Raw genomic sequence first — 19,655 nt, 5'->3', positions numbered from 1 at the left:
TTGAACTCAAAAGTAACTGAAATTAAGAAATGTTGAAATTCTATACCGTGAAAATTTATTTAAAAAATTCTAAAACCGGTGTGAATTCAGTAAACTCTAAATTACTGAAAATGATCTTTTTCTACTTTACGGGCTGCGTTATAACCGCACATCCCATGTACGCCACCGCCTGGCGGTGTAGAGGAAGAACAAATATAAATTTTTGGATTAGGAGTGGAGTAAGGCGATATTTTTATAATGGGCCGGGTAAAAAGCTGGGTGATATCCTGTTTTCCACCATTAATATCACCACCAATTATATTAGGATTAAAAGCGTGCAATTGCACCGAATTCATAGTAGATTTTTTTAAAATACAGTTTTTAAACCCAGGGGCGGCCCGCTCTATTTGATCTTCAATTATCTTTGAAAAATCTTCGGTATTACCATTCGGAACGTGGCAATATGCCCAGGCCGTATGTTGACTTTCCGGAGCTCTTGTGCTATCAAAAATACTATGCTGCGCTACCAGTACATAAGGAGTTTGCGTCATGTTTTCCTGATGTATACTTTGCTCTGAATTCTCCATTTCTTCTTCAGAAAATCCTATATGTACCGTTCCCGCCTTCCGGCATTTTTCATTAGTAAATGGAATGGGTTTGCTTAGCGCCCAATCTACTTTAAAAACACCGGCACCATATTTAAAAGAATCCATTCTTTTTCTATAAATACTGGAAAAATCTGTTCCTTTAATTTTTAATAATTGCTTCGGGGTTAAATCGAATAAATAAGTTTTCGATTCCGGAAGTTCATCCAGCTGAGTTATATTCTTTTCAAGGTGTAATTCGCCGCCAATAGAAGTATAGTAACTCAACATACTATTTACAAAGTTTTGCGCCCCGCCTTTTGGAAATGGCCAGTTATATTTATGCGCCATGGTACTTAATACAAGTCCGAATGATGCTGAAGCAAGGCTATTTAGTGGTAAGGTTGAATGTGCAGCAGAACCGTAAAAAAACACCCTTGATTTTCCATTTTTAAAATAATGCCTGGCCAGTAATTTAGCCGAGGGCAGGGCTTTTAAGCCAAATTTTATAAAATCTAATGGATGTTGAGGAATTCCCAAAGGCCCTAAAAGATCGTTCTCTAATTTTCCCCAGTCTTTTACCAGGGGTTCAAATAAGTTAACATATGAAGATTCGTCCTCGCCCAGTTGAGCTGCTGTTTTTTTTATATCGGTGTAAGAGGCGTGGGCAGTGCCATCTGTAAATGGATGAGCGTATGGGATTTCGGGAAATATCCATTCCAGGCCGTGTTCTTCAAGAGGTAAACTTCTTAAAAAGGGAGAGCCAAATCCCATTGGTAATATGGCTGAACCTACATCGTGTTTAAATCCCGGTAAGGTTAATTCCTGGGTTCTTGTGGAGCCACCGGGAGTAGCTGCCTGTTCAAAAATGGCTGTTTTAAGTCCTTTTTGTTGCAAATATATCGCGGCTGAAATTCCATTAGAGCCGCTCCCAATTATAATAGCATCGTAGTTTAAAGACATTAAGTGATTTTTTTAAGGTCGAGATTTCCAAGATACTCCCGAAAGGAAATTTCCCCATTAGATTCCCCAATCATATCGTTAGTAGTAATAAAGGTAAAATAATCCAGTTTATCATTAATTCCTTCACTGAAGATTTTTGGCAAACCCAGGCTGGCACTTATTTTAGCCATAGGTTCGGGGATTTCGATAATTTCTCCGCCAACAATTTCTTTTATCATTTCGGCCATTTCACGCCTGGTATGTACATTTGGGCCGCCTACTTTTGCGATTTTGGGACCATTGGTAATAAACGAAACCACAACTTTAGCGAGATCTTTATGATGAATACTGTTAGTTTTTGCTTCTCCCGAGCCAATTAAAGGAATTACTTTGCGTTTGGCCATTATAGCAAGATCATTTAAGCCCGAATAGAAGCCTACCGGCCTTACAATTGTATAGGCTATCCCCGAACTTTTTAGTTCTTTTTCAAACATTTTATGGGCGCGGGCTATGCTGAAATCTTTAGAAGAATCTGCGCCCATAATAGATACATAAATAAAACGCTTCACCCTGTGTTTAACAGCATCTTTCAGGAGATTTCTATTTGCTCTAAAATCACTTTCCATAAAAGATTCTTCGGAAGGTGTAAATAGACTCACACTTTTTCCAAGTGCAGAAATTACTGTGGTAATATTTTTTGTGATACCTCTAATCCCTTCCTGGTCTTTAGCTGCATCACCTTTCCACACATCATCGGTATACTTTGAAAGTTTTGAAATGCCTTTATCAGAGCGGGTTAATGCCCTAATTTCTTTCCCTTCCTCAGTTAATAAATGTATAATTTCTGTACCCAGAGATCCTGAAGCACCCACAATTAAAATTTTACCTCCTTCTTTCATATCCTCAATCTATTTAAAAGAAAGGATAAGATATTAGAATTTGAAAATGTATTAAAGAGAAGAGTGGGTGATTAACAAAAGATTAGCTTGTGTTATATTTTTTTGGAGATATTGCCTTGGATACTATATTGTAAACCGGATTTTTATTGGCGAAGTTTGATTTCGGTAAGTTCAAAGATTTGTGCACATACATCTTCATTCTCGAAGGTTTCATATAGATAACCGCTAAAAATGACTTCTATATTATTTTCCTGAAACTCTTCCGGCAAATTGCAAATCCATAAATCTAAATAATTTTCTTCTGTTTTAAAATCACCGTCAATTCTGAAAACTGGACAACCCTCTTCTGGGACGAGTATAAAGCCTTCTTTCCTGATATACTCGGCTATAATAGCACGTTCTTCTTCAATATCTATACAATCCATTCTTGGAAGTAACTCATCGGTGCTTTGAAGTTCGTCATCTTTATTACAGGAGGAAAAGACAAAAACCAAAATAAAAACTCTACAAATTAACTTCATAATATTCTTTTTATATATAAGATGGAGTAATGTGTAAAAGGTTGCGTATAAAAACGAAAAAACCCCGGTTCATCACGCCGGGGTCATTCATCAATCAAAAAACGAACAGTTATGTTAGCCGGCCGTCGCCGGCATTAACTGTTGTCATCTTAAATATCTTATCCTAAATAAGTTTTTAGGATCTTGCTTCTAGAAGTATGTTTCAATCTTCTAATCGCTTTTTCTTTAATCTGTCTAACTCTTTCTCTTGTTAGATCAAAAGTTTCACCAATTTCTTCAAGCGTCATTGGATGCTGGTCTCCAAGACCAAAATACAAACGAATAACATCTGCTTCACGCGGAGTTAAGGTTTCTAAAGCACGCTCAATCTCGGTTCTTAGAGATTCGTGTAAAAGTTCTTTATCAGGATTTGGAGATTCCCCGGAACGTAATACATCGTAAAGGTTAGAATCTTCACCTTCTACCAAAGGAGCATCCATAGAGACGTGACGGCCAGAATTCTTCATAGATTCCTTTACATCATTAATCGTCATGTCCAGCTCTTTCGCTATTTCTTCAGCACTTGGAGGGCGCTCGTGAGATTGTTCTAAGAAAGCAAAAGTTTTGTTGATCTTGTTAATAGATCCAATTTTATTCAATGGTAAACGAACAATACGCGACTGCTCGGCCAGTGCCTGAAGAATAGACTGGCGAATCCACCATACAGCATAGGAGATAAATTTAAAACCACGTGTTTCATCAAAACGTTTCGCAGCTTTAATCAATCCTAAGTTTCCTTCGTTAATAAGGTCGGGTAGGGTTAACCCCTGATTTTGATATTGTTTTGCTACCGACACCACAAAACGTAAATTCGCTTTAGTTAATTTTTCTAAAGCGCGGTCATCACCCGCTTTAATTCGTTGTGCTAATTCTACCTCTTCATCGGCAGTAATTAGATCAACTTTACCAATTTCTTGCAAATACTTGTCTAACGAAGCAGTCTCACGGTTTGTTACCTGCTTCGTAATCTTAAGTTGTCTCATCTATCGTCTCCTTGGATTTTAATTATGAATAGCTCTTGTACTAGTTTATACGCAAGGAGTAGTCGAAATGTTACAAAAAACCTTAATTAATTTTATTTGGGCGTTACCCTGCGGGTCGGGCTTTAAGCTGCAAGCCCGCGCTCGTTCCACTCGTTGTGGGCTTTCCGCTACGATCTCTAACGCAGAAAAAATTGTAGAAATATTTAAAATATGAATTTCAAAAATATCCTTTTTCGTCATTCTATTCCGAAGCTTCGGGGTCGTTTCAGAGCTTGCTCCGAAATTTATTCGGAGATCTAACTTAATATCAGGTTAGAAGCTGAAACCAGTTCAGCTTGACGATTAAAAAGACTCCTAATAAACGGCATAAAAAAATCCCCGAAAATTACTTTCCGGGGATTTGAATTTATAAAGCTTAAGACTAATTAATCGTTATTTCTACGATCTTTATTATCTCTGCCTCTGCGATCATCATGGCCACGATTATCTCGAGAACCGCGATTGTCACGACCTCTGTCGTTACGATCGTTATCTCTAGGTGGTCTTGCCTGGTAACCTTCAGGTTTTTCAAGTAAAGCTTTTCTTGAAACTTTCTCCTTACGGGTTTTAGGATCTACACCAAAATATTTCACATCAATTACATCACCAACATTAAGAATATCGGTAACATTATCGGTGCGTTCCCAGGCCAGTTCAGAAATATGAAGTAAAACCTCGTTGCCGGGAGCATCAAGATATTCTACCACAGCTCCAAAATCAAGGACCTTGATTACTTTTACTTCGTAAACGCTTCCTTTTTCAGGTTTGAAAGTGATAGATTCAATTTTAGCAAGAACTTTATCGATTCCTTCCTGTTTAGTTCCAAGAATTTCAACAATACCTTCTTCGGTGACAGGATCTTCGTTGATAACGATTTCAGTTCCTGTAGTTTTCTGAAGTTCCTGAATTACTTTTCCTCCAGGTCCAATAAGTGCACCAATAAATTCGTTAGGAATTCTTCTGGTGATGATTTTTGGAGCGTGAGCTTTTACATTTTCGTTTGGCTCAGCGATAGTATCAGTCAGTTTTTCTAAAATATGAAGTCTACCTGCACGAGCTTGTTTTAGTGCTTTTACTAAAATCTCGTAAGGCAATCCTTTTACTTTAATATCCATTTGGCAAGCGGTAATACCATCAGCCGTTCCGGTTACTTTAAAGTCCATATCACCAAGGTGATCTTCATCCCCAAGAATGTCTGAAAGTACAGCGTGACGCTCACCATCAGAAATTAATCCCATAGCGATACCAGAAACTGGTTTCTTCATTTTAACCCCGGCATCCATCATTGCCATAGTTCCCGCGCAAACCGTTGCCATAGAAGAAGAACCGTTAGATTCCAATACTTCAGAAACAATTCTTACAGTGTAAGGATTGTTTTCAGGAATCATTCCTTTTAATGCACGTTGTGCAAGGTTTCCGTGTCCAATTTCACGTCTTGAAGTACCTCTAATTGGGTATGCTTCTCCTGTACAAAATGGAGGGAAGTTATAATGCAGGTAGAAAGTTTCTTCACCCTGGTGGGTTGGCATATCTATAGTATTTGCTTCTCTGGAAGTTCCCAAAGTAACAGTTGCCAAAGCCTGAGTTTCCCCACGAGTGAAAATAGCCGAACCGTGTACCGATGGTAAATAATCGGTTTCACACCAGATAGGTCTAATCTCGTCGGTTTTTCTACCATCAAGACGAATACCTTCAGCAAGAGTAAGTTCTCTTACCGCTTCCTTTTCGGTTTTGCTATAATATTTTTTGATCAGCTTTTCATTTTCTTCCAATTCTTCTTCAGAAAATAAAGCTAAAACTTCGTCTTTTACTGCAGAAAAAGCTTCGCTACGTTCTTTTTTACCGTGACCACCTTTAGCAATCTCGTAAATTTTATCGTAAGCCGCATCGCGAACTTTTTTCTCTATATCTTCTTTTTCTTCAGCAGTGGCATATTCCCTAACCGGTTTTTTACCAAAAGCTTCAGCTAAACGCAATTGAGCGTCTATTTGTTTTTTAATGTGTTCGTGAGCGAATTGAATAGCCTCAGCCATTTCTTCTTCTGAAATTTCTTTCATCTCACCTTCAACCATCATTACAGAATCTGAAGAAGCACCAATAATCATATCGATGTCTGATTCCAGTAACTGGCTGCGGCTTGGGTTAATCACAAATTCACCATTAATCCTGGCTACACGAGCTTCAGAAATAGCGGTTTCAAAAGGAATGTCTGAAAGCTGAATAGCGGCCGAAGCAGCAAGTCCTGCCAAAGCATCTGGCATAACTTCTTCGTCGTGAGACATCAACTGGATCATTACCTGAGTCTCAGTTCTATAATCTGATGGGAAAAGTGGGCGCAAAACGCGGTCTACAATTCTCATTGTTAAAACTTCACCGTCACTTGGTCTTGCTTCTCTTTTAAAGAAACCACCTGGGTAACGACCTGCGGCAGCAAATTTTTCCCTGTAATCTACAGTTAATGGAAAGAAATCCATAGTACTTTCTTTGTAAGAAGATACTACAGTACAAAGCAACATGGCGTTGCCCATTTGAACAACAACCGACCCGTGGGCCTGTTTTGCTAATTTTCCGGTTTCGATAGAGATTTCTCTTCCATCTCCTAAATCGATAACCTCTTTAAATGTTTGTGGAATCATAATAATTTTGAATTCTTCTAATGATCTGAATAACTTCACCAGATCTTGTTATACAATGGTCTCCGCCAATACCGGACGGCCGGAAGTTGTGTTGTTGTGTGTTGTGTAGACCAATGAAAAACTACTCTCGTTGAGCGACAATTTTACTCGATAATCGAGTTTTAAAATATTTCAGGGCTTGTTTCTATTTAATTTAATAGAATTCGCCCCAAGTAATTTACAAATTACTATTATATAAAAAAAAGGGGGCGTAAAGCCCCCTTTTGAAATTTATTTTCTTAATCCTAATTCTTTAACGATAGCACGATATCTCATAATATCTTTCTTCATTAAGTAATCAAGCAAGCTCCTTCTTTTACCAACCAGTCTTACCAAAGAACGCTCTGAGTTATAGTCTTTACGATTCTTTTTTAAGTGATCAGAAAGGTGAGAGATTCGGTAGGTGAACAAAGCAATTTGTCCTTCAGCAGAACCAGTGTCGGTTTTGCTTTTTCCGTGCTTCTCAAAAATTTCTTCTTTTCTTTCTTTGGCTAAATACATTCCAATATTAATTTTAATGATTTTTATGTATTGACAGTTTTTCCGTCAGGCGGCAAAGATACTACTTTCTAAATAATTACCTATTTATAGAATATCTTTTTCTATTTTATTTTAAGCTCTTACCGGTTGATTTTGAATAAGATCCAAATAGAGGTTTACTTTATTCTTAAGCTCAGACCGGTGGGTAATGAAATCTAAAAAGCCTTTTTCCTTAAGAAATTCTGAAGTTTGAAAATCTTTTGGCAGGTCTTTCCCGGTAGTGTCTTTTACTACACGAGGCCCTGCAAATCCAATTAACGCGCCGGGTTCAGAAATATTAATATCACCTAACATTGCAAAAGAAGCCGTGGTACCTCCAGTTGTAGGATCTGTGGCTAAAGAAATATAAGGAAGACGTGCCTCGGCAAGCTGGGCTAATTTAACCGAAGTTTTTGCCAACTGCATTAAAGATAAAGCTGCTTCCTGCATTCTTGCCCCACCAGATTTAGAAATCACCATTAAAGGGAGTTGGTTTTTTAACGCATAATCTGCAGCACGGGCAATTTTTTCACCTACTACAGATCCCATTGAACCACCAATAAATCTAAAATCCATACAGGCAATTACCAATTCTCTTCCTTTAGATTTTCCAACTGCAGTACGTACTGCGTCTTTAAGATCGGTTTTTTCCTGGGCTGCTTTTAAACGATCGGTGTATTTTTTGGTATCCTTAAAATTCAAAGGATCTTTAGATGTAATATCTTTATCCAATTCTTTGAATTCATTATCATCAAAAAGGATTTTGAAATATTCTTTACTTCCAATTCTTACGTGATAGCCATCTTCCGGACTCACATAAAAATTGCTTTCCAGCTGCTCTGCATCTACAATCTTGCCGGTTGGTGATTTGTACCAAAGTCCCTTTGGAACATCTTTCTTGTGTTCTGTTGGGGTTTGAATTCCTTTTTGTGTTCTTTTAAACCAAGCCATTTATTTTCAGGTTTCAGGTTTCAGTTTATTTATATAGGGATAAACCGAAAGTTTTACTTAAAATAAAAACAGCCGGAATTCTAAAAAAATTCCAGCTGTTATAAAATTAGATTTATAAAGTATTTACGTTGTTAAGATCTTCAAAAGCCTTTTTAAGTCGGGTTTTGAAAGTAATTTCTCCTTCACGTAACCATTTTCTTGGATCGTAATATTTCTTGTTAGGTACATCGGTTCCTTCAGGATTACCAATTTGCGCAGCAAGGTAATCTTTCTTTTCACCCATATAATCACGAATACCTTCAAGGTAAGCGTATTGAAGATCGGTGTCGATATTCATCTTAATTACTCCGTAGCTAATTCCTTCGCGAATTTCTTCAACAGTAGAACCACTACCTCCGTGGAATACAAAATCTATATGATTTTCTTCTACACCGTATTTTTTAGTAATGTGTTCCTGAGAGTTTTTAAGAATTACCGGGGTAAGTTTTACGTTACCTGGCTTATAAACTCCGTGTACGTTACCAAAAGCGGCAGCGATAGTGAACTGGTCACTAACTTTGCTTAATTCTTCGTAAGCGTAGGCAACTTCTTCTGGTTGGGTATATAGTTTAGAAGAATCAATATCGGTATTATCTACACCATCTTCTTCACCACCTGTAACCCCAAGTTCAATTTCAAGGGTCATGCCCATTTTGCTCATTCTTTCAAGATACTTCTTGCAGATTTCAATGTTTTCTTCAAGAGATTCTTCAGAAAGATCTATCATATGCGAGCTATAAAGAGGTTTCCCAAATTGCTCAAAATGTTTTTCACTGGCGTCTAGCATTCCGTCTATCCAGGGAAGCAATTTTTTTGCACAATGGTCTGTATGTAGAATTACTACAGCACCGTAGGCTTCAGCAAGTTCGTGAATATGCTTTGCACCTGCAACGGCCCCTGCAACAGCGGCTTTTTCACCATCGTTAGAAAGTCCTTTTCCAGCGTTAAACTGGGCACCTCCATTAGAGAATTGAATAATTACGGGTGAATTTAGTTCTGCGGCGGTTTCCATTACTGCATTTGCACTACTGGAACCTATAACGTTTACTGCCGGAAGGGCAAATCCCTTTTCCTTAGCATAATTAAAGATTTCCTGTACTTCTTTTCCTGTGGCTACGCCTGGTTTAATGTTGTGACTCATAATTTTAGTTGAATTAGAAAAGCAAAAATAAGAAAATATGTTGGCTTAGAAAGGATAATTGATCCCTACATTGTATACAGCATTATTAAAGTTGTAATTTCTAAACCAGCGTTTATCATCTGGCTGGGCTGGGTCGTAGGTTTTAAAGCCAATATCAAACCTGAGAACAAAAAAGTTAAAATCGTATCTAAGTCCGAAACCGGAGCCTACTGCAATATTCTTAAGATCGGAAAGCGATTCAAAAGTAGCATCTTCATCTTCAACGATATCCAGTACATTCCAGATATTACCTACATCAACAAAAACAGCCGAATTTAAGGAACCAAAAAGGTTATAGCGATATTCCATATTAAAAGCCAATTTCATATTGGCTTCATTAAATTCGTTACGGCCGCCGCTACTGCCGGGGCCAAGATCGTAAGCACGCCACGCCCTATTATCGTTGGGGCCGCCGCCAAAAAAACTTCTTACAAAAGGGATGCTATTGGCGTTGCCATATGGTATGGCCACCCCGCCAAAAGCCCGAAAGGCCAGAATATTACTCTGCCCCATATCCCAATGCTTTATAAAATCGAGTTCGGTTTTAATATACTGAGAGAAGTTTACACCTAATACATCATAATTTCCATTCTCGTTTTTCTCAAAACCGGCTAAAGAAGAAACTGCGGAAAGTACATTCCCTGCGGTTTCAATTTTAAACCTAAAGCGGGTAAATTCCTGGTCGTAGAGATTCTTTTTTGTGTTCCATAAATAGGTGTAATTAGACGCAAATATGAGGTTGTTCTCTGTTAAACGAGTTTTTCTTTCACCTATATTATTTACTAACTGAGCTTGATCCTCATTCAAACCAGTAGTGCCTCCCGTGTTATTAGAAACATCACGAATAAAACTCTCGGCGCCGGTAGGGATGCTTAACAAGCCTTCTTCATTTAAATAGTCCGGATTTGTAACGATACTACCAGACTGGAGTATCTCGTTAAGATCGTTATATGAGTTTCGGTAAACATTGAAATAATTATCAATATTCAAATTTCTTACATATTGAATGTTTAAAAGATCTACACGGTTAGAAAGCTGGTGAGAAGGGTTCCACCGGTAATTCATAATTCCCGAAAGGTTTCTTTTATCTAAACCAATATTGTTTTGTGTGCTTACTCCTAAACTTAGCGAAGTAAAGGGTTGCATGTACTTAGGAATAAATTTTTCGGTATTAATTGGTAGGAAAATCCTGGGAAAAGTGAGTTTAAGATCGGCGCCAATTTCTGAAATATCAAAAAACCGATCGTCATTTCCGCTTATTGCAGCATCTGTAGACGAACCTATACTTCCACGTCCAGAAATTTCAAAATTCTCGGCACCGCCAAATATATTTCTTATTAAGAGGGAGCCGCCGCCGCCAATACCAAATTTTTGAATATTACTTTGGGAAATATCAAAATCGAAACCGAGTGAATATTTTGGCTGCGGAGTTAGAAAAATATTGGCCACCAAATCGGTGCGGGTAGAATCGGCAGGATCTGGTGTAAATTGTACGTTGGGATATTTAAAAACCCGCAAAGAATTTAAACGATTGTAAGTTCGGGAACGGGAAATATCGCTATAGGTGTTTCCAGGTTTAATAAAAACAGCATCGGTTATTGCTTCGGGTTTATAGCGCAATTTGTCAAAACTATAAAGGGTATATCCTTCCTCGGTGGTAACACTATCGGTTAAAGGCTGATTTCTATTGGCGTATTTATAATCGGTAAAAATATTAACCTTGCTAATTTCGTGAATTTTAAAAGGTACCCGGGATGTGGTGTCTTCCTCTGAGGCAAATCGGTTTTTTATAATTAAAGTAGTATTAACTTTTCCACCGGTATTAATTGTATCGGCATCAAAACTTATATATTCCTGGTCAAAATTATAAACCCCGTTGTTTCTAAAAAGTGAAGTTAAGCGGTCTCGTTCTTCATTTATATCTAAGGTTTTATATTGTGTTCCTTCTTTAATTATGGATTCGTTTTTATGAAGCTCGTATAAAGAATCGATAACTTTAGATGCAATATTTGTGGTAATGGAGTCTAAGTGATAGGCCTCTCCGGTAGTTACTTCATATTCAACACGGGCGCGTTTTTTTTTATTTTCCGAAGGAATTATTTCATAATCGGTTTCTACATTAAACCAACCATTGTTCCAATACCAGGAGTTGAGCCGGTTAACCGATTTCCGGGTTTCTTCTTCACTTACAATAACAGGTTCTTCCCCGGTTCTTTTTATCCACTCGTTAAAAGATTTTCGGGAGTGCAGAAATTTCTCAAACTGTTTATAGGAAAGAATATCTACCAGCGTATTTTTTTTGCTTTCATTTTGAAGGTATTTTTCACTTAAAATAGAATCAATATCTGGCCGGGCGAGATTGTAAAAATGTAGTCTTAGCGGTATTCCCAGGAAACTGGTATTAGGCTCCTGGTAAAGTTGATTGTAAATACGTGCCTCTTTGATCTTTTCGTTGTTAACGAAAATTTCATTCTCAGTGAGCAATTTATCATCACCCTCTACGCGTTTAACGGCATTACAGGAAATTAAAAAAAGCAGGCTTAAAAAAAATAATGATATTTTTGCGAAATGCCGATTCAAACACACATTTTTAAGAGATCAAAATTACATTTTTTGTATGGTTAGTAAAAGCCAAATTAAGTTAATAACCAGTCTTGCACAAAAAAAATACCGTTATAAACACGGACTTTTTGTAGCCGAAGGTTTTAAAACAATTAGTGAGCTTATAAATTCTAATTTTAGGCTGAACCGGCTCTTTACTTTAAATGCAGATTTTGGACTGAAACCTGATGAAATCCAAACAATTGATGAGCGGGAACTTAAAAAAATAAGTTTTTTAAAAACCCCGCAAACGGCATTGGCCTTATTTGAAATTCCGGAAGAAAAAATCGTTCCCCAAAAAAACCTAACTCTTGCTTTAGATGGTATTCGCGATCCCGGCAATTTAGGGACCATCATAAGGCTTTGCGATTGGTTTGGGATAACTAATTTGGTTTGTTCCCAGGATTCGGTAGATTGTTATAATCCTAAAGTGGTACAGGCTACCATGGGATCTTTGGCGAGGGTGAATATTATTTATTGCGATTTAAAAACTTTCCTTACAAATTCTAAACTACCGGTTTACGGTGCTTTTATGGAAGGGGAGAATATTTATAAAAGCGAAACCGTAGAAAAAGCAATCCTGGTTATGGGAAATGAAGCCAATGGGATTTCAACTAAAATTGAAGAATTAATCCAAAAGAAAATAAGCGTTCCGCGTTTTGGAGGACTTAAAGAAACCGAAAGCCTAAACGTGGCAACCGCAACCGCAATTCTTCTAAGTGAATTTAAGCGAAAAAGTTTTACAAATTAATGTAGCCTATTTTATTGAAAGGTAAAGTTTAGGAATACAGCCTGGGAGCGCATTGCATCAACTACCTGATATTGGGTTTCTACCATTTCATTATTTATTGTGAAAACTCCTCTTATTGAGGGAGAGAATTTAAAATAATAAAGATAAAGATCTATTCCCAGTCCCACTTCATAATGATAATTGTTGGTTTTTAATCGCGTTGCCACATCTGGATTGTTCTCATTACTGGAAAGGTTTATAGAAGTAGATAAACCTCCTACTACAAAAGGCTTGAAGTTATTATGCCTATCGGCCGAAAACTTTAATAGTAATGGGATATGGACATAAGTAGAGTTAACCTCTTCTATATCCTGGCTATATGGAGGCCTGAAGTTACGGGTGTTAAATGTAACGCCAGGTTCCAGGCGTAAATCCAGGTTATTATTTAATTTTAAATTCCCAACGAGCCCAACATTGAATCCCATGGTTTTTTCTATAATAAGATCATTACCGTTAGAGGTTATTTCATCATTATATTTAAATTTAAAATCGTAGGTATTAAATCCCAGGTAGTAACCCCAGGACCAACGTTGCTTATCAAAGTTCTCGTTGTTGATAATTTTATCTCCTCCAAAAATTTGCGCGTAACCAAACTGAACGCAAAAAAGAAGGGCAATAACAAAAAGTTTCTTCATAGTTTTATTTTGAAGCAGTATAAATGGTTGCAACCCCAAAAGTTTGTGGTTTATCTTCTACATTTATAAACCCCGTTTTCTTTAAAATATTGTTGAACGCTTCTCCATAAGGAAATGCAGCGGCACTTTTACTTAAGTAGGAGTAAGCTTCACGGTCTTTAGAAAATACCCGCCCAATGAGGGGCAACATATAGCCGGAGTATAATTTATAACCTTGTTTGAACGGAAATCTGGTAGGGACAGAAGTCTCCAAAACTACAAAAATTCCGCCGGGTTTTAGAACCCTTTGAATTTCAGATAATCCTTTTTCTAAATTTTCAAAATTACGAACGCCAAAAGCAACTGTAATTGCATCAAACGAGTTATCTTCAAAAGGTAAGGCTTCAGAGTCTCCCTGTACCATTTCAATCTTATCGGTTAACTGTTTGGCTGCAATTTTCTTTCGGCCTACTTTCAGCATTCCTTCAGAAAGATCCAGGCCAACAATTTTTTCAGCATTAATATCTGCCATTTGTATGGCAAGGTCTCCAGTTCCCGTAGCAATATCTAAAACAGCCTTTGGTTGCTGGGCTTTAACCAGTGCAATTACCTTTTTGCGCCATTTTACATCGGTTCCCATAGAGATAACCCGATTTAAACCATCGTAATTACCAGATATTTTGTCAAACATCTGTTCCACCTGTTTTTTCTTATTAAGACCGGAATCCTGATAAGGAGTAACCTTTTTACTCATAATAACAATTTTGGGTCAAAGATACACGATATGAAATAATTGAGGTTGAAACTTTTAGAATTTGTTGATAGATGCTTTGGTTTTTGGTTTGTCTAAAATACTGTACCTTTGTTCTTCTTTTCAATTTCAAGCTGTTATATGAAGATAATTATTGCCGGAGCAGGTGAAGTCGGCTTTCATTTGGCAAAATTGCTTTCTTTTGAGTCCCAGGATATCACACTTATTGATACCAGCCGGGATAATCTCACTTATGCTGATACGCATTTAGATATTAGAACAATAAAAGGAGATGCAACTTCAATCTCAATTTTAAAAGATGCACAGGTGAAGCATGTAGATATGCTTATAAGCGTAACTTCCAGCGAAGCTACTAATATTACCTGTTGTGTTTTAGCTAAACAATTGGGAGCCAAAAGAACCATAGCCCGTATTTCAAATACCGAATTTCTTGAGAATAAAGAGGAAATTGGTTTTACCAGTTTTGGGATAGATGAATTAATTTCTCCTGAAGCCCTTGCAGCAAGAGAAATTGCTTTGCTCCTGAATCAGTCAGCATTTAATGATAGCTATGAGTTTGAAAATGGCGCTTTAACCATGATAGGTCTTAGCCTGTCCCGAAACGCGCTATTTGTAGGCAAAACGGTAAAAGAAGCCGCTAATATTTTTCCAGATCTTAATTTTGTGCCTATCGCCATTCAGAGGTATGGGACTCAATATACGCTTATTCCGCGTGGAGATACACAATTTAAAGAAGGAGACCAGGTAAATTTTATCACGCTAAAACGCGGGGTAGAAAACCTTTATAAACTTACCGGTAAAACCAAACATTCTATTAAAAATGTAATGATTTTAGGCGGAAGTAAAATTGGTAAAAAAACCGCTAAAGATTTATGCAGAAATAACTTTCACGTTAAACTGGTAGAGAGCGATAAAGAGAAGGCTTACGATCTTGCTGATGAACTTCCCAATGCGCTAATTATTCATGGCGATGGTAGAAACGTAGAGTTACTGGAAGAAGAAAATGTACACGATATGGATGCATTTATCGCCGTTACCGGTAATTCTGAAACCAATATTATGTCCTGCCTGGTTGCGAAATCCAAGAGTGTGAAAAAAACTATCTCTCTGGTAGAGAATATGGATTACTACCAGTTAAGTCATTCCATTGGGATTGATACCTTGATCAATAAAAAGCTTCTTGCCGCTAATAATATTTTTAGATATGTGAGAAAAGGGGAAGTGGTTGCGATGACCAAGATCAATAACATGAATGCCGAACTACTTGAGTTTATTGTAAAACCAAATTCTCAGGTTTGTAATAAGAAAATTAAGAATCTGGATTTCCCACGGTCGGCAATTATTGGTGGAATTATAAGAGATGGCGAAGGGATTATCGCGCTGGGAGATTTTACGATTACCCGGGGAGACCGTATTGTAGTGTGTTGTTTGCCAAGATCTATTAAAAAGGTTGAAAAACTCTTTCTCTAATGCCAAGACTTAATCACCAGATTATCCTGCACGTTATGGGACTGCTGCTTTTATGTAACGGTGGTTTTATGCTTTTGGCAGTTTTAGTGAGCTGGTTTTATGAAGATGGGGTAACAGTACATATTCTGGCAGCCGCTTTTATCACCCTTTTCCTAGGGGTGCTTCTAATGTTTACAACCCGGGGCCACCGTAAAGAAGTAAAAAAACGTGAAGGTTATATAATTGTAACTTTTGGTTGGATTTTTATGGCTTTAAGCGGCACGCTACCTTATGTGTTAAGCGAATCTATTCCTGCGTTTACCGATGCTTTTTTTGAAACCATGTCTGGTTATACCACTACGGGAGCTTCGGTTTTAAATGATATTGAATCTATTCCCAAAGGAATTCTTTTCTGGCGAAGTTTGACCCACTGGATTGGAGGAATGGGAATTATAGTTTTAGCCATTGCAATTCTACCTTTACTGGGAATAGGAGGGATGCAGCTATTTGCTGCTGAAGCTCCAGGCCCAAGTGCCGATAAGTTAAAACCCAGGATTACCGATACCGCCAAGCGTCTTTGGTTAATCTATGTGAGCTATACGGTTGCTGAAACAATTTTGCTAAAAGTAGCAGGTATGAGCTTTTTTGATGCAATAAACCATTCTTTAAGCACACTTTCTACCGGTGGCTTTTCAACAAAAAATATTAGCGTGGCCTATTGGAATGACAGGCCAATTATTCAATACATTATTATGATCTTTATGTTTTTGGCGGGGAGCAATTTTGTTTTAAGCTATTATAGTTTTAAAGGCAGGGTTCAAAAAGTTTTGCATGACGATGAGTTTAAATGGTATTTCTATTTTATAGGAATTTTTACAGTAGTGGCTTCGGCATTTATTTATTTTGAAGCCGATGTTGCTCTTTCTCAAATAGATCATCCTATGGTTTGGGGAGAAGCCGAGAGTGCTTTTAGACATGCACTTTTTCAGGTTTTAGCTATTATAACCACCACCGGTTTTGTTTCAGCCGATTATACTATGTGGACACCATTTCTTACTATTCTCTTTTTTGGGATGTTCTTTTTGGGAGGTTCTGCAGGGTCTACCGCTGGTGGAGTAAAAGTAATGAGGCATATTATAATGATTAGAAATGGCGGGATTGAATTTAAACGTGCTTTACATCCTAACGCAATTCTTCCGGTGCGATTTAACGGAAAATCTATTGGAAAAGGAGTGACCTTCAATATCCTGGGTTTCTTTATTCTTTATATGCTTTCTTTTATTATCGGTTCTGTAGTTTTAGGAGGATTAGGGCTCGATTTTGAAACAGCTATTGGAGGCGCGGCTTCTTCCCTGGGGAATATTGGCCCTGCTTTTGGCGCACTTGGCCCGGTAAATAATTTTGATATTCTTCCGCCGATTGGTAAATGGTGGTGCGCATTTTTAATGCTAATAGGAAGGTTAGAACTATTTACCGTCCTTATTTTGTTAACTCCTTTCTTCTGGAGAAATAGGTAGCTGAAATTTCTAAAGATTCAGAATAAAAAAATCCTGATGGGTTTTATCCGCATCAGGATTGTAATATGTTCTTCAAATGAAATTATGCTTCAGAAAGTACAGATTTAATTCGTTTCATTGCTTCTTCAATTTGAGATTCACTTGCCGCGTAAGATATTCTAATACAATCAGGATTCCCAAAAGCATCTCCGGTTACGGTGGCTACAAGGGCTTCTTCCAGTAAAAACATGGAGAAATCTGTAGCATTTTCAATCTTATGACCTTTAATTGTTTTTCCGAAGAAATGAGAAACATTTGGGAAAACGTAAAAAGCGCCTTCGGGCTCTGTAGTCACAAAACCTTCAATTCCGTTTAAAAGATCTATAATAAGTTTTCTCCTTGATTTAAAGGTGTCTACCATATAGCTAATCTTACTTACGGGAGCTTCCAGGGCAGTAATTACTGCGCGTTGGGCAATACAGTTAGCACCACTGGTAATTTGACCCTGCATTTTATTGGTAGCACGGGCAATCCACGCGGGTGCACCTATATAACCAATTCTCCAACCGGTCATTGCAAATGCTTTAGAAACACCGTTTACAGTAACTACACGATCGTACATATCTTCAAACTGGGCCATAGAAGCGTGCCCCCCTACAAAATTAATATGTTCGTAAATTTCATCACTTACAATAACAATATCGGGATATTTTTTAAGCACATCGGCAAGACCTCTTAGTTCTTCTTTGCTGTAAACCATTCCGCTGGGATTGCAGGGAGAGCTGTACCAAATCATTTTTGTTTTTGGAGTAATTGCAGCTTCAAGTTGCTCGGGAGTCATTTTAAAATCGGTTTCAACCGAAGTTGGAACTTCTACCGGTACACCTTCAGCAAGTTTTACTATTTCAGCATAGCTCACCCAGTAAGGACAGGGTAAAATAACTTCGTCTCCCGGGTTTAATAAAACCATAGCTACATTAGCCAAAGATTGCTTGGCACCTGTAGAAACTACAATTTGAGAACGCTCGTAAGTAAGATCGTTGTCTCGCTTAAACTTTTTGATTATAGCGTCTTTTAATTCTACATATCCATCTACTGGCGTATAAGAATTATAATTGTCGTTAATTGCCTGAATTGCGGCTTCTTTAATAAAATCAGGGGTATTAAAATCTGGTTCTCCCAGGCTTAACCCGATAATGTCTTTCCCTTCGGCTCTAAGTTCACGCGCTTTTGCAGCCATAGCCAAAGTTTGGGAAGTTGCTAAGTTGTTAATTCGGTTGGATAATTGTTCTTGCATTCTTTAATTGGTTACTAATTAATTACTCACTTAGTGAGACCGGAAAAGGTTCACATTGGAATACGAATTTACTTTTCTAATCTCAATCTTAAGAACCAGGCCCTTAAGAAAATTTACGAAATTGCAGGTTTCGCACCCATTTGTTTTAAATGTTTAAAATGGGCAATTATTGCTGCGCGTGTGGTTTTATATTCGTGGTAAGGAAGATTGCATTCTGCAGCAGTTTCCTTGACTATTTTAGCGATGTTAGTATAATGAATATGACTAATATTCGGAAAAATATGGTGTTCTACCTGGTGGTTTAATCCGCCGGTAAACCAGTTTACAATTCTGTTTTTAGTTGAAAAATTAACCGTAGTAAACAGCTGGTGAATGGCCCAGGTATTTTTCATAGAGCCGGTTTCGTCCGGTAAAGGCATTTCGGTTTCTTTAACCACGTGAGCTAATTGAAATACAATACTAAGAATTAATCCTGCCGTATAATGCATTACGAAAAAACCTATTAATATTTTCCACCAGGCAATTGATAAAATAAGCATTGGAATTACGATCCAAATAGAAACATAAATAAGCTTTGTGATCGCGATAATGCTCCACTGCGTTACCGGATTTGGCATTTTTCCGTAAGAAAGTTTTCGCTTTAGATAATTTTTAGTCTGTTTAAAATCTGTGGTTAAAGCCCAGTTGAAAGTTAAAAGGCCATATAAAAATACAGAATAATAATGCTGAAAACGGTGAAAACTGTACCATTTAGCGTGTTCAGAAAACCTAATAATTCTTCCGGCATCTAAATCTTCGTCGTGGCCGTGAATATTGGTGTAAGTATGGTGTAAAACGTTGTGTTGGACCTGCCAGTTATAAACATTCCCTGCAAGCACGTAAATTGTGCCACCCATAAATTTATTTACCCACTTTTTAGAAGAATAGGAGCCGTGGTTACCATCGTGCATAATATTCATTCCTACTCCTGCCATTCCGGCGCCCATTACTACAGTAAGGAGTAACATCCACCACTGGGAAATATCAAGGGTGAGAATTAAAAAGTATGGGGTTAAAAACAAAGAAAACATAGCTACCGCTTTAAGATGCAGTTTCCAGTTTCCGGTTTTTTTAATGTTGTTATCCTTAAAGTAACTGTTTACTCTTTTATTAAGGATTCTAAAGAATTTTGTGGTATCCTTTCGAGAGAATTTAATATGATTTTGAACGTTTTCCATGTAATTTTTGTAAGCGGTAAAGGTAAAATATTTAAATAGTTAATCTATAACCTATACCGTATTAATATA

Annotated in this window: 16 protein-coding genes; 3 read left to right on the top strand and 13 right to left on the bottom strand. The window is 37.5% G+C overall.

Annotation, left to right across the window (positions count from 1 at the left end; all coding sequences use genetic code 11):
• Nucleotides 1–101: 101 nt before the first annotated feature.
• From AO058_RS00190 to tamL, 9 genes are all read right to left on the bottom strand, one after another.
• Entirely contained in the window at nt 102–1,526 is a 1,425-nt protein-coding gene (locus tag AO058_RS00190; RefSeq protein ID WP_075324682.1) for a phytoene desaturase family protein, read from the bottom strand.
• Nucleotides 1,526–2,404 carry an SDR family oxidoreductase gene (locus tag AO058_RS00185; protein WP_075324681.1) on the bottom strand — a complete coding sequence of 293 codons (879 nt, stop codon included), beginning with the start codon at nt 2,402–2,404 and terminating at the stop codon, nt 1,526–1,528. Before AO058_RS00185 ends, AO058_RS00190 begins: the two co-directional genes overlap by 1 nt.
• Before the next feature lie 143 nt (nt 2,405–2,547).
• Nucleotides 2,548–2,925, bottom strand: coding sequence for a hypothetical protein (locus AO058_RS00180; RefSeq protein ID WP_075324680.1), 378 nt, complete (start codon nt 2,923–2,925; stop codon nt 2,548–2,550).
• A 158-nt stretch (nt 2,926–3,083) separates the two neighbouring features.
• Nucleotides 3,084–3,947: a sigma-70 family RNA polymerase sigma factor gene (locus AO058_RS00175; protein ID WP_011708302.1), complete on the bottom strand. Its 864-nt coding sequence runs from the start codon at nt 3,945–3,947 to the stop codon at nt 3,084–3,086.
• A gap of 425 nt (nt 3,948–4,372) precedes the next feature.
• A complete protein-coding gene (locus AO058_RS00170) occupies nt 4,373–6,622 on the bottom strand; it encodes a polyribonucleotide nucleotidyltransferase (RefSeq protein ID WP_075324679.1) in 2,250 nt (749 codons plus the stop codon).
• A gap of 270 nt (nt 6,623–6,892) precedes the next feature.
• The gene (gene rpsO, locus AO058_RS00165) at nt 6,893–7,162 is read right to left on the bottom strand and encodes a 30S ribosomal protein S15 (RefSeq protein WP_057480454.1); all 270 of its coding nucleotides are present in this window, start codon (nt 7,160–7,162) and stop codon (nt 6,893–6,895) included.
• A gap of 111 nt (nt 7,163–7,273) precedes the next feature.
• Nucleotides 7,274–8,131, bottom strand: coding sequence for an acetyl-CoA carboxylase, carboxyltransferase subunit beta (gene accD / locus AO058_RS00160; protein WP_075324678.1), 858 nt, complete (start codon nt 8,129–8,131; stop codon nt 7,274–7,276).
• A gap of 112 nt (nt 8,132–8,243) precedes the next feature.
• On the bottom strand, nt 8,244–9,311 hold the full coding sequence (gene fbaA, locus AO058_RS00155; protein ID WP_075324677.1) for a class II fructose-bisphosphate aldolase: 1,068 nt from the start codon (nt 9,309–9,311) through the stop codon (nt 8,244–8,246).
• A gap of 45 nt (nt 9,312–9,356) precedes the next feature.
• Nucleotides 9,357–11,936: a translocation and assembly module lipoprotein TamL gene (gene tamL / locus AO058_RS00150; RefSeq protein ID WP_442974338.1), complete on the bottom strand. Its 2,580-nt coding sequence runs from the start codon at nt 11,934–11,936 to the stop codon at nt 9,357–9,359.
• A 31-nt stretch (nt 11,937–11,967) separates the two neighbouring features.
• On the opposite strand from tamL, the gene AO058_RS00145 reads away from it, so the two are divergent.
• A complete protein-coding gene (locus AO058_RS00145; protein ID WP_075324675.1) occupies nt 11,968–12,702 on the top strand; it encodes a TrmH family RNA methyltransferase in 735 nt (244 codons plus the stop codon).
• An 11-nt stretch (nt 12,703–12,713) separates the two neighbouring features.
• Here the strand turns inward: AO058_RS00145 and porT are convergent, their stop codons facing one another.
• Both porT and ubiE read right to left on the bottom strand, forming a co-directional pair.
• A complete protein-coding gene (gene porT, locus AO058_RS00140; RefSeq protein WP_075324674.1) occupies nt 12,714–13,376 on the bottom strand; it encodes a type IX secretion/gliding motility protein PorT/SprT in 663 nt (220 codons plus the stop codon).
• A 4-nt stretch (nt 13,377–13,380) separates the two neighbouring features.
• A complete protein-coding gene (gene ubiE / locus AO058_RS00135) occupies nt 13,381–14,109 on the bottom strand; it encodes a bifunctional demethylmenaquinone methyltransferase/2-methoxy-6-polyprenyl-1,4-benzoquinol methylase UbiE (protein WP_075324673.1) in 729 nt (242 codons plus the stop codon).
• 138 nt (nt 14,110–14,247) lie between these two features.
• Here ubiE and trkA point away from each other — a divergent pair, with 138 nt between their 5' ends.
• Together trkA and AO058_RS00125 are read left to right on the top strand one after the other, a co-directional pair.
• Entirely contained in the window at nt 14,248–15,597 is a 1,350-nt protein-coding gene (gene trkA / locus AO058_RS00130; protein WP_075324672.1) for a Trk system potassium transporter TrkA, read from the top strand.
• A complete protein-coding gene (locus tag AO058_RS00125; RefSeq protein ID WP_075324671.1) occupies nt 15,597–17,093 on the top strand; it encodes a TrkH family potassium uptake protein in 1,497 nt (498 codons plus the stop codon). The genes trkA and AO058_RS00125 overlap by 1 nt, the downstream gene beginning before the upstream one ends.
• Nucleotides 17,094–17,175: 82 nt before the next feature.
• Here AO058_RS00125 and AO058_RS00120 read toward each other — a convergent pair whose 3' ends face one another.
• Together AO058_RS00120 and AO058_RS00115 are read right to left on the bottom strand one after the other, a co-directional pair.
• A complete protein-coding gene (locus tag AO058_RS00120; RefSeq protein ID WP_075324670.1) occupies nt 17,176–18,369 on the bottom strand; it encodes a pyridoxal phosphate-dependent aminotransferase in 1,194 nt (397 codons plus the stop codon).
• A gap of 113 nt (nt 18,370–18,482) precedes the next feature.
• Nucleotides 18,483–19,586 (bottom strand): fatty acid desaturase family protein, encoded by a 1,104-nt coding sequence (locus tag AO058_RS00115; RefSeq protein ID WP_075324669.1) that lies wholly within the window; start codon nt 19,584–19,586, stop codon nt 18,483–18,485.
• Nucleotides 19,587–19,655: the final 69 nt, after the last annotated feature.

Origin of the sequence: Salegentibacter sp. T436 (genome assembly GCF_001932675.1) — a bacterium.
Taxonomy (GTDB): Bacteria; Bacteroidota; Bacteroidia; order Flavobacteriales; family Flavobacteriaceae; genus Salegentibacter; species Salegentibacter agarivorans.
Note: the sequence above shows the minus strand (reverse complement) of the source record. Positions and strands in the feature narration are given on the sequence as shown.

What these genes read in the sequence shown, in the direction of transcription:
- rpsO (WP_057480454.1), bottom strand. Translation starts at nt 7,162, where the DNA reads ATGTATTTAGCCAAAGAAAGAAAAGAAGAAATTTTTGAGAAGCACGGA.
- porT (WP_075324674.1), bottom strand. Translation starts at nt 13,376, where the DNA reads ATGAAGAAACTTTTTGTTATTGCCCTTCTTTTTTGCGTTCAGTTTGGT.
- AO058_RS00145 (WP_075324675.1), top strand. Translation starts at nt 11,968, where the DNA reads ATGGTTAGTAAAAGCCAAATTAAGTTAATAACCAGTCTTGCACAAAAA.
- AO058_RS00115 (WP_075324669.1), bottom strand. Translation starts at nt 19,586, where the DNA reads ATGGAAAACGTTCAAAATCATATTAAATTCTCTCGAAAGGATACCACA.
- AO058_RS00125 (WP_075324671.1), top strand. Translation starts at nt 15,597, where the DNA reads ATGCCAAGACTTAATCACCAGATTATCCTGCACGTTATGGGACTGCTG.
- AO058_RS00175 (WP_011708302.1), bottom strand. Translation starts at nt 3,947, where the DNA reads ATGAGACAACTTAAGATTACGAAGCAGGTAACAAACCGTGAGACTGCT.
- AO058_RS00170 (WP_075324679.1), bottom strand. Translation starts at nt 6,622, where the DNA reads ATGATTCCACAAACATTTAAAGAGGTTATCGATTTAGGAGATGGAAGA.
- AO058_RS00190 (WP_075324682.1), bottom strand. Translation starts at nt 1,526, where the DNA reads ATGTCTTTAAACTACGATGCTATTATAATTGGGAGCGGCTCTAATGGA.
- trkA (WP_075324672.1), top strand. Translation starts at nt 14,248, where the DNA reads ATGAAGATAATTATTGCCGGAGCAGGTGAAGTCGGCTTTCATTTGGCA.
- ubiE (WP_075324673.1), bottom strand. Translation starts at nt 14,109, where the DNA reads ATGAGTAAAAAGGTTACTCCTTATCAGGATTCCGGTCTTAATAAGAAA.
- fbaA (WP_075324677.1), bottom strand. Translation starts at nt 9,311, where the DNA reads ATGAGTCACAACATTAAACCAGGCGTAGCCACAGGAAAAGAAGTACAG.
- accD (WP_075324678.1), bottom strand. Translation starts at nt 8,131, where the DNA reads ATGGCTTGGTTTAAAAGAACACAAAAAGGAATTCAAACCCCAACAGAA.
- AO058_RS00185 (WP_075324681.1), bottom strand. Translation starts at nt 2,404, where the DNA reads ATGAAAGAAGGAGGTAAAATTTTAATTGTGGGTGCTTCAGGATCTCTG.
- AO058_RS00120 (WP_075324670.1), bottom strand. Translation starts at nt 18,369, where the DNA reads ATGCAAGAACAATTATCCAACCGAATTAACAACTTAGCAACTTCCCAA.
- AO058_RS00180 (WP_075324680.1), bottom strand. Translation starts at nt 2,925, where the DNA reads ATGAAGTTAATTTGTAGAGTTTTTATTTTGGTTTTTGTCTTTTCCTCC.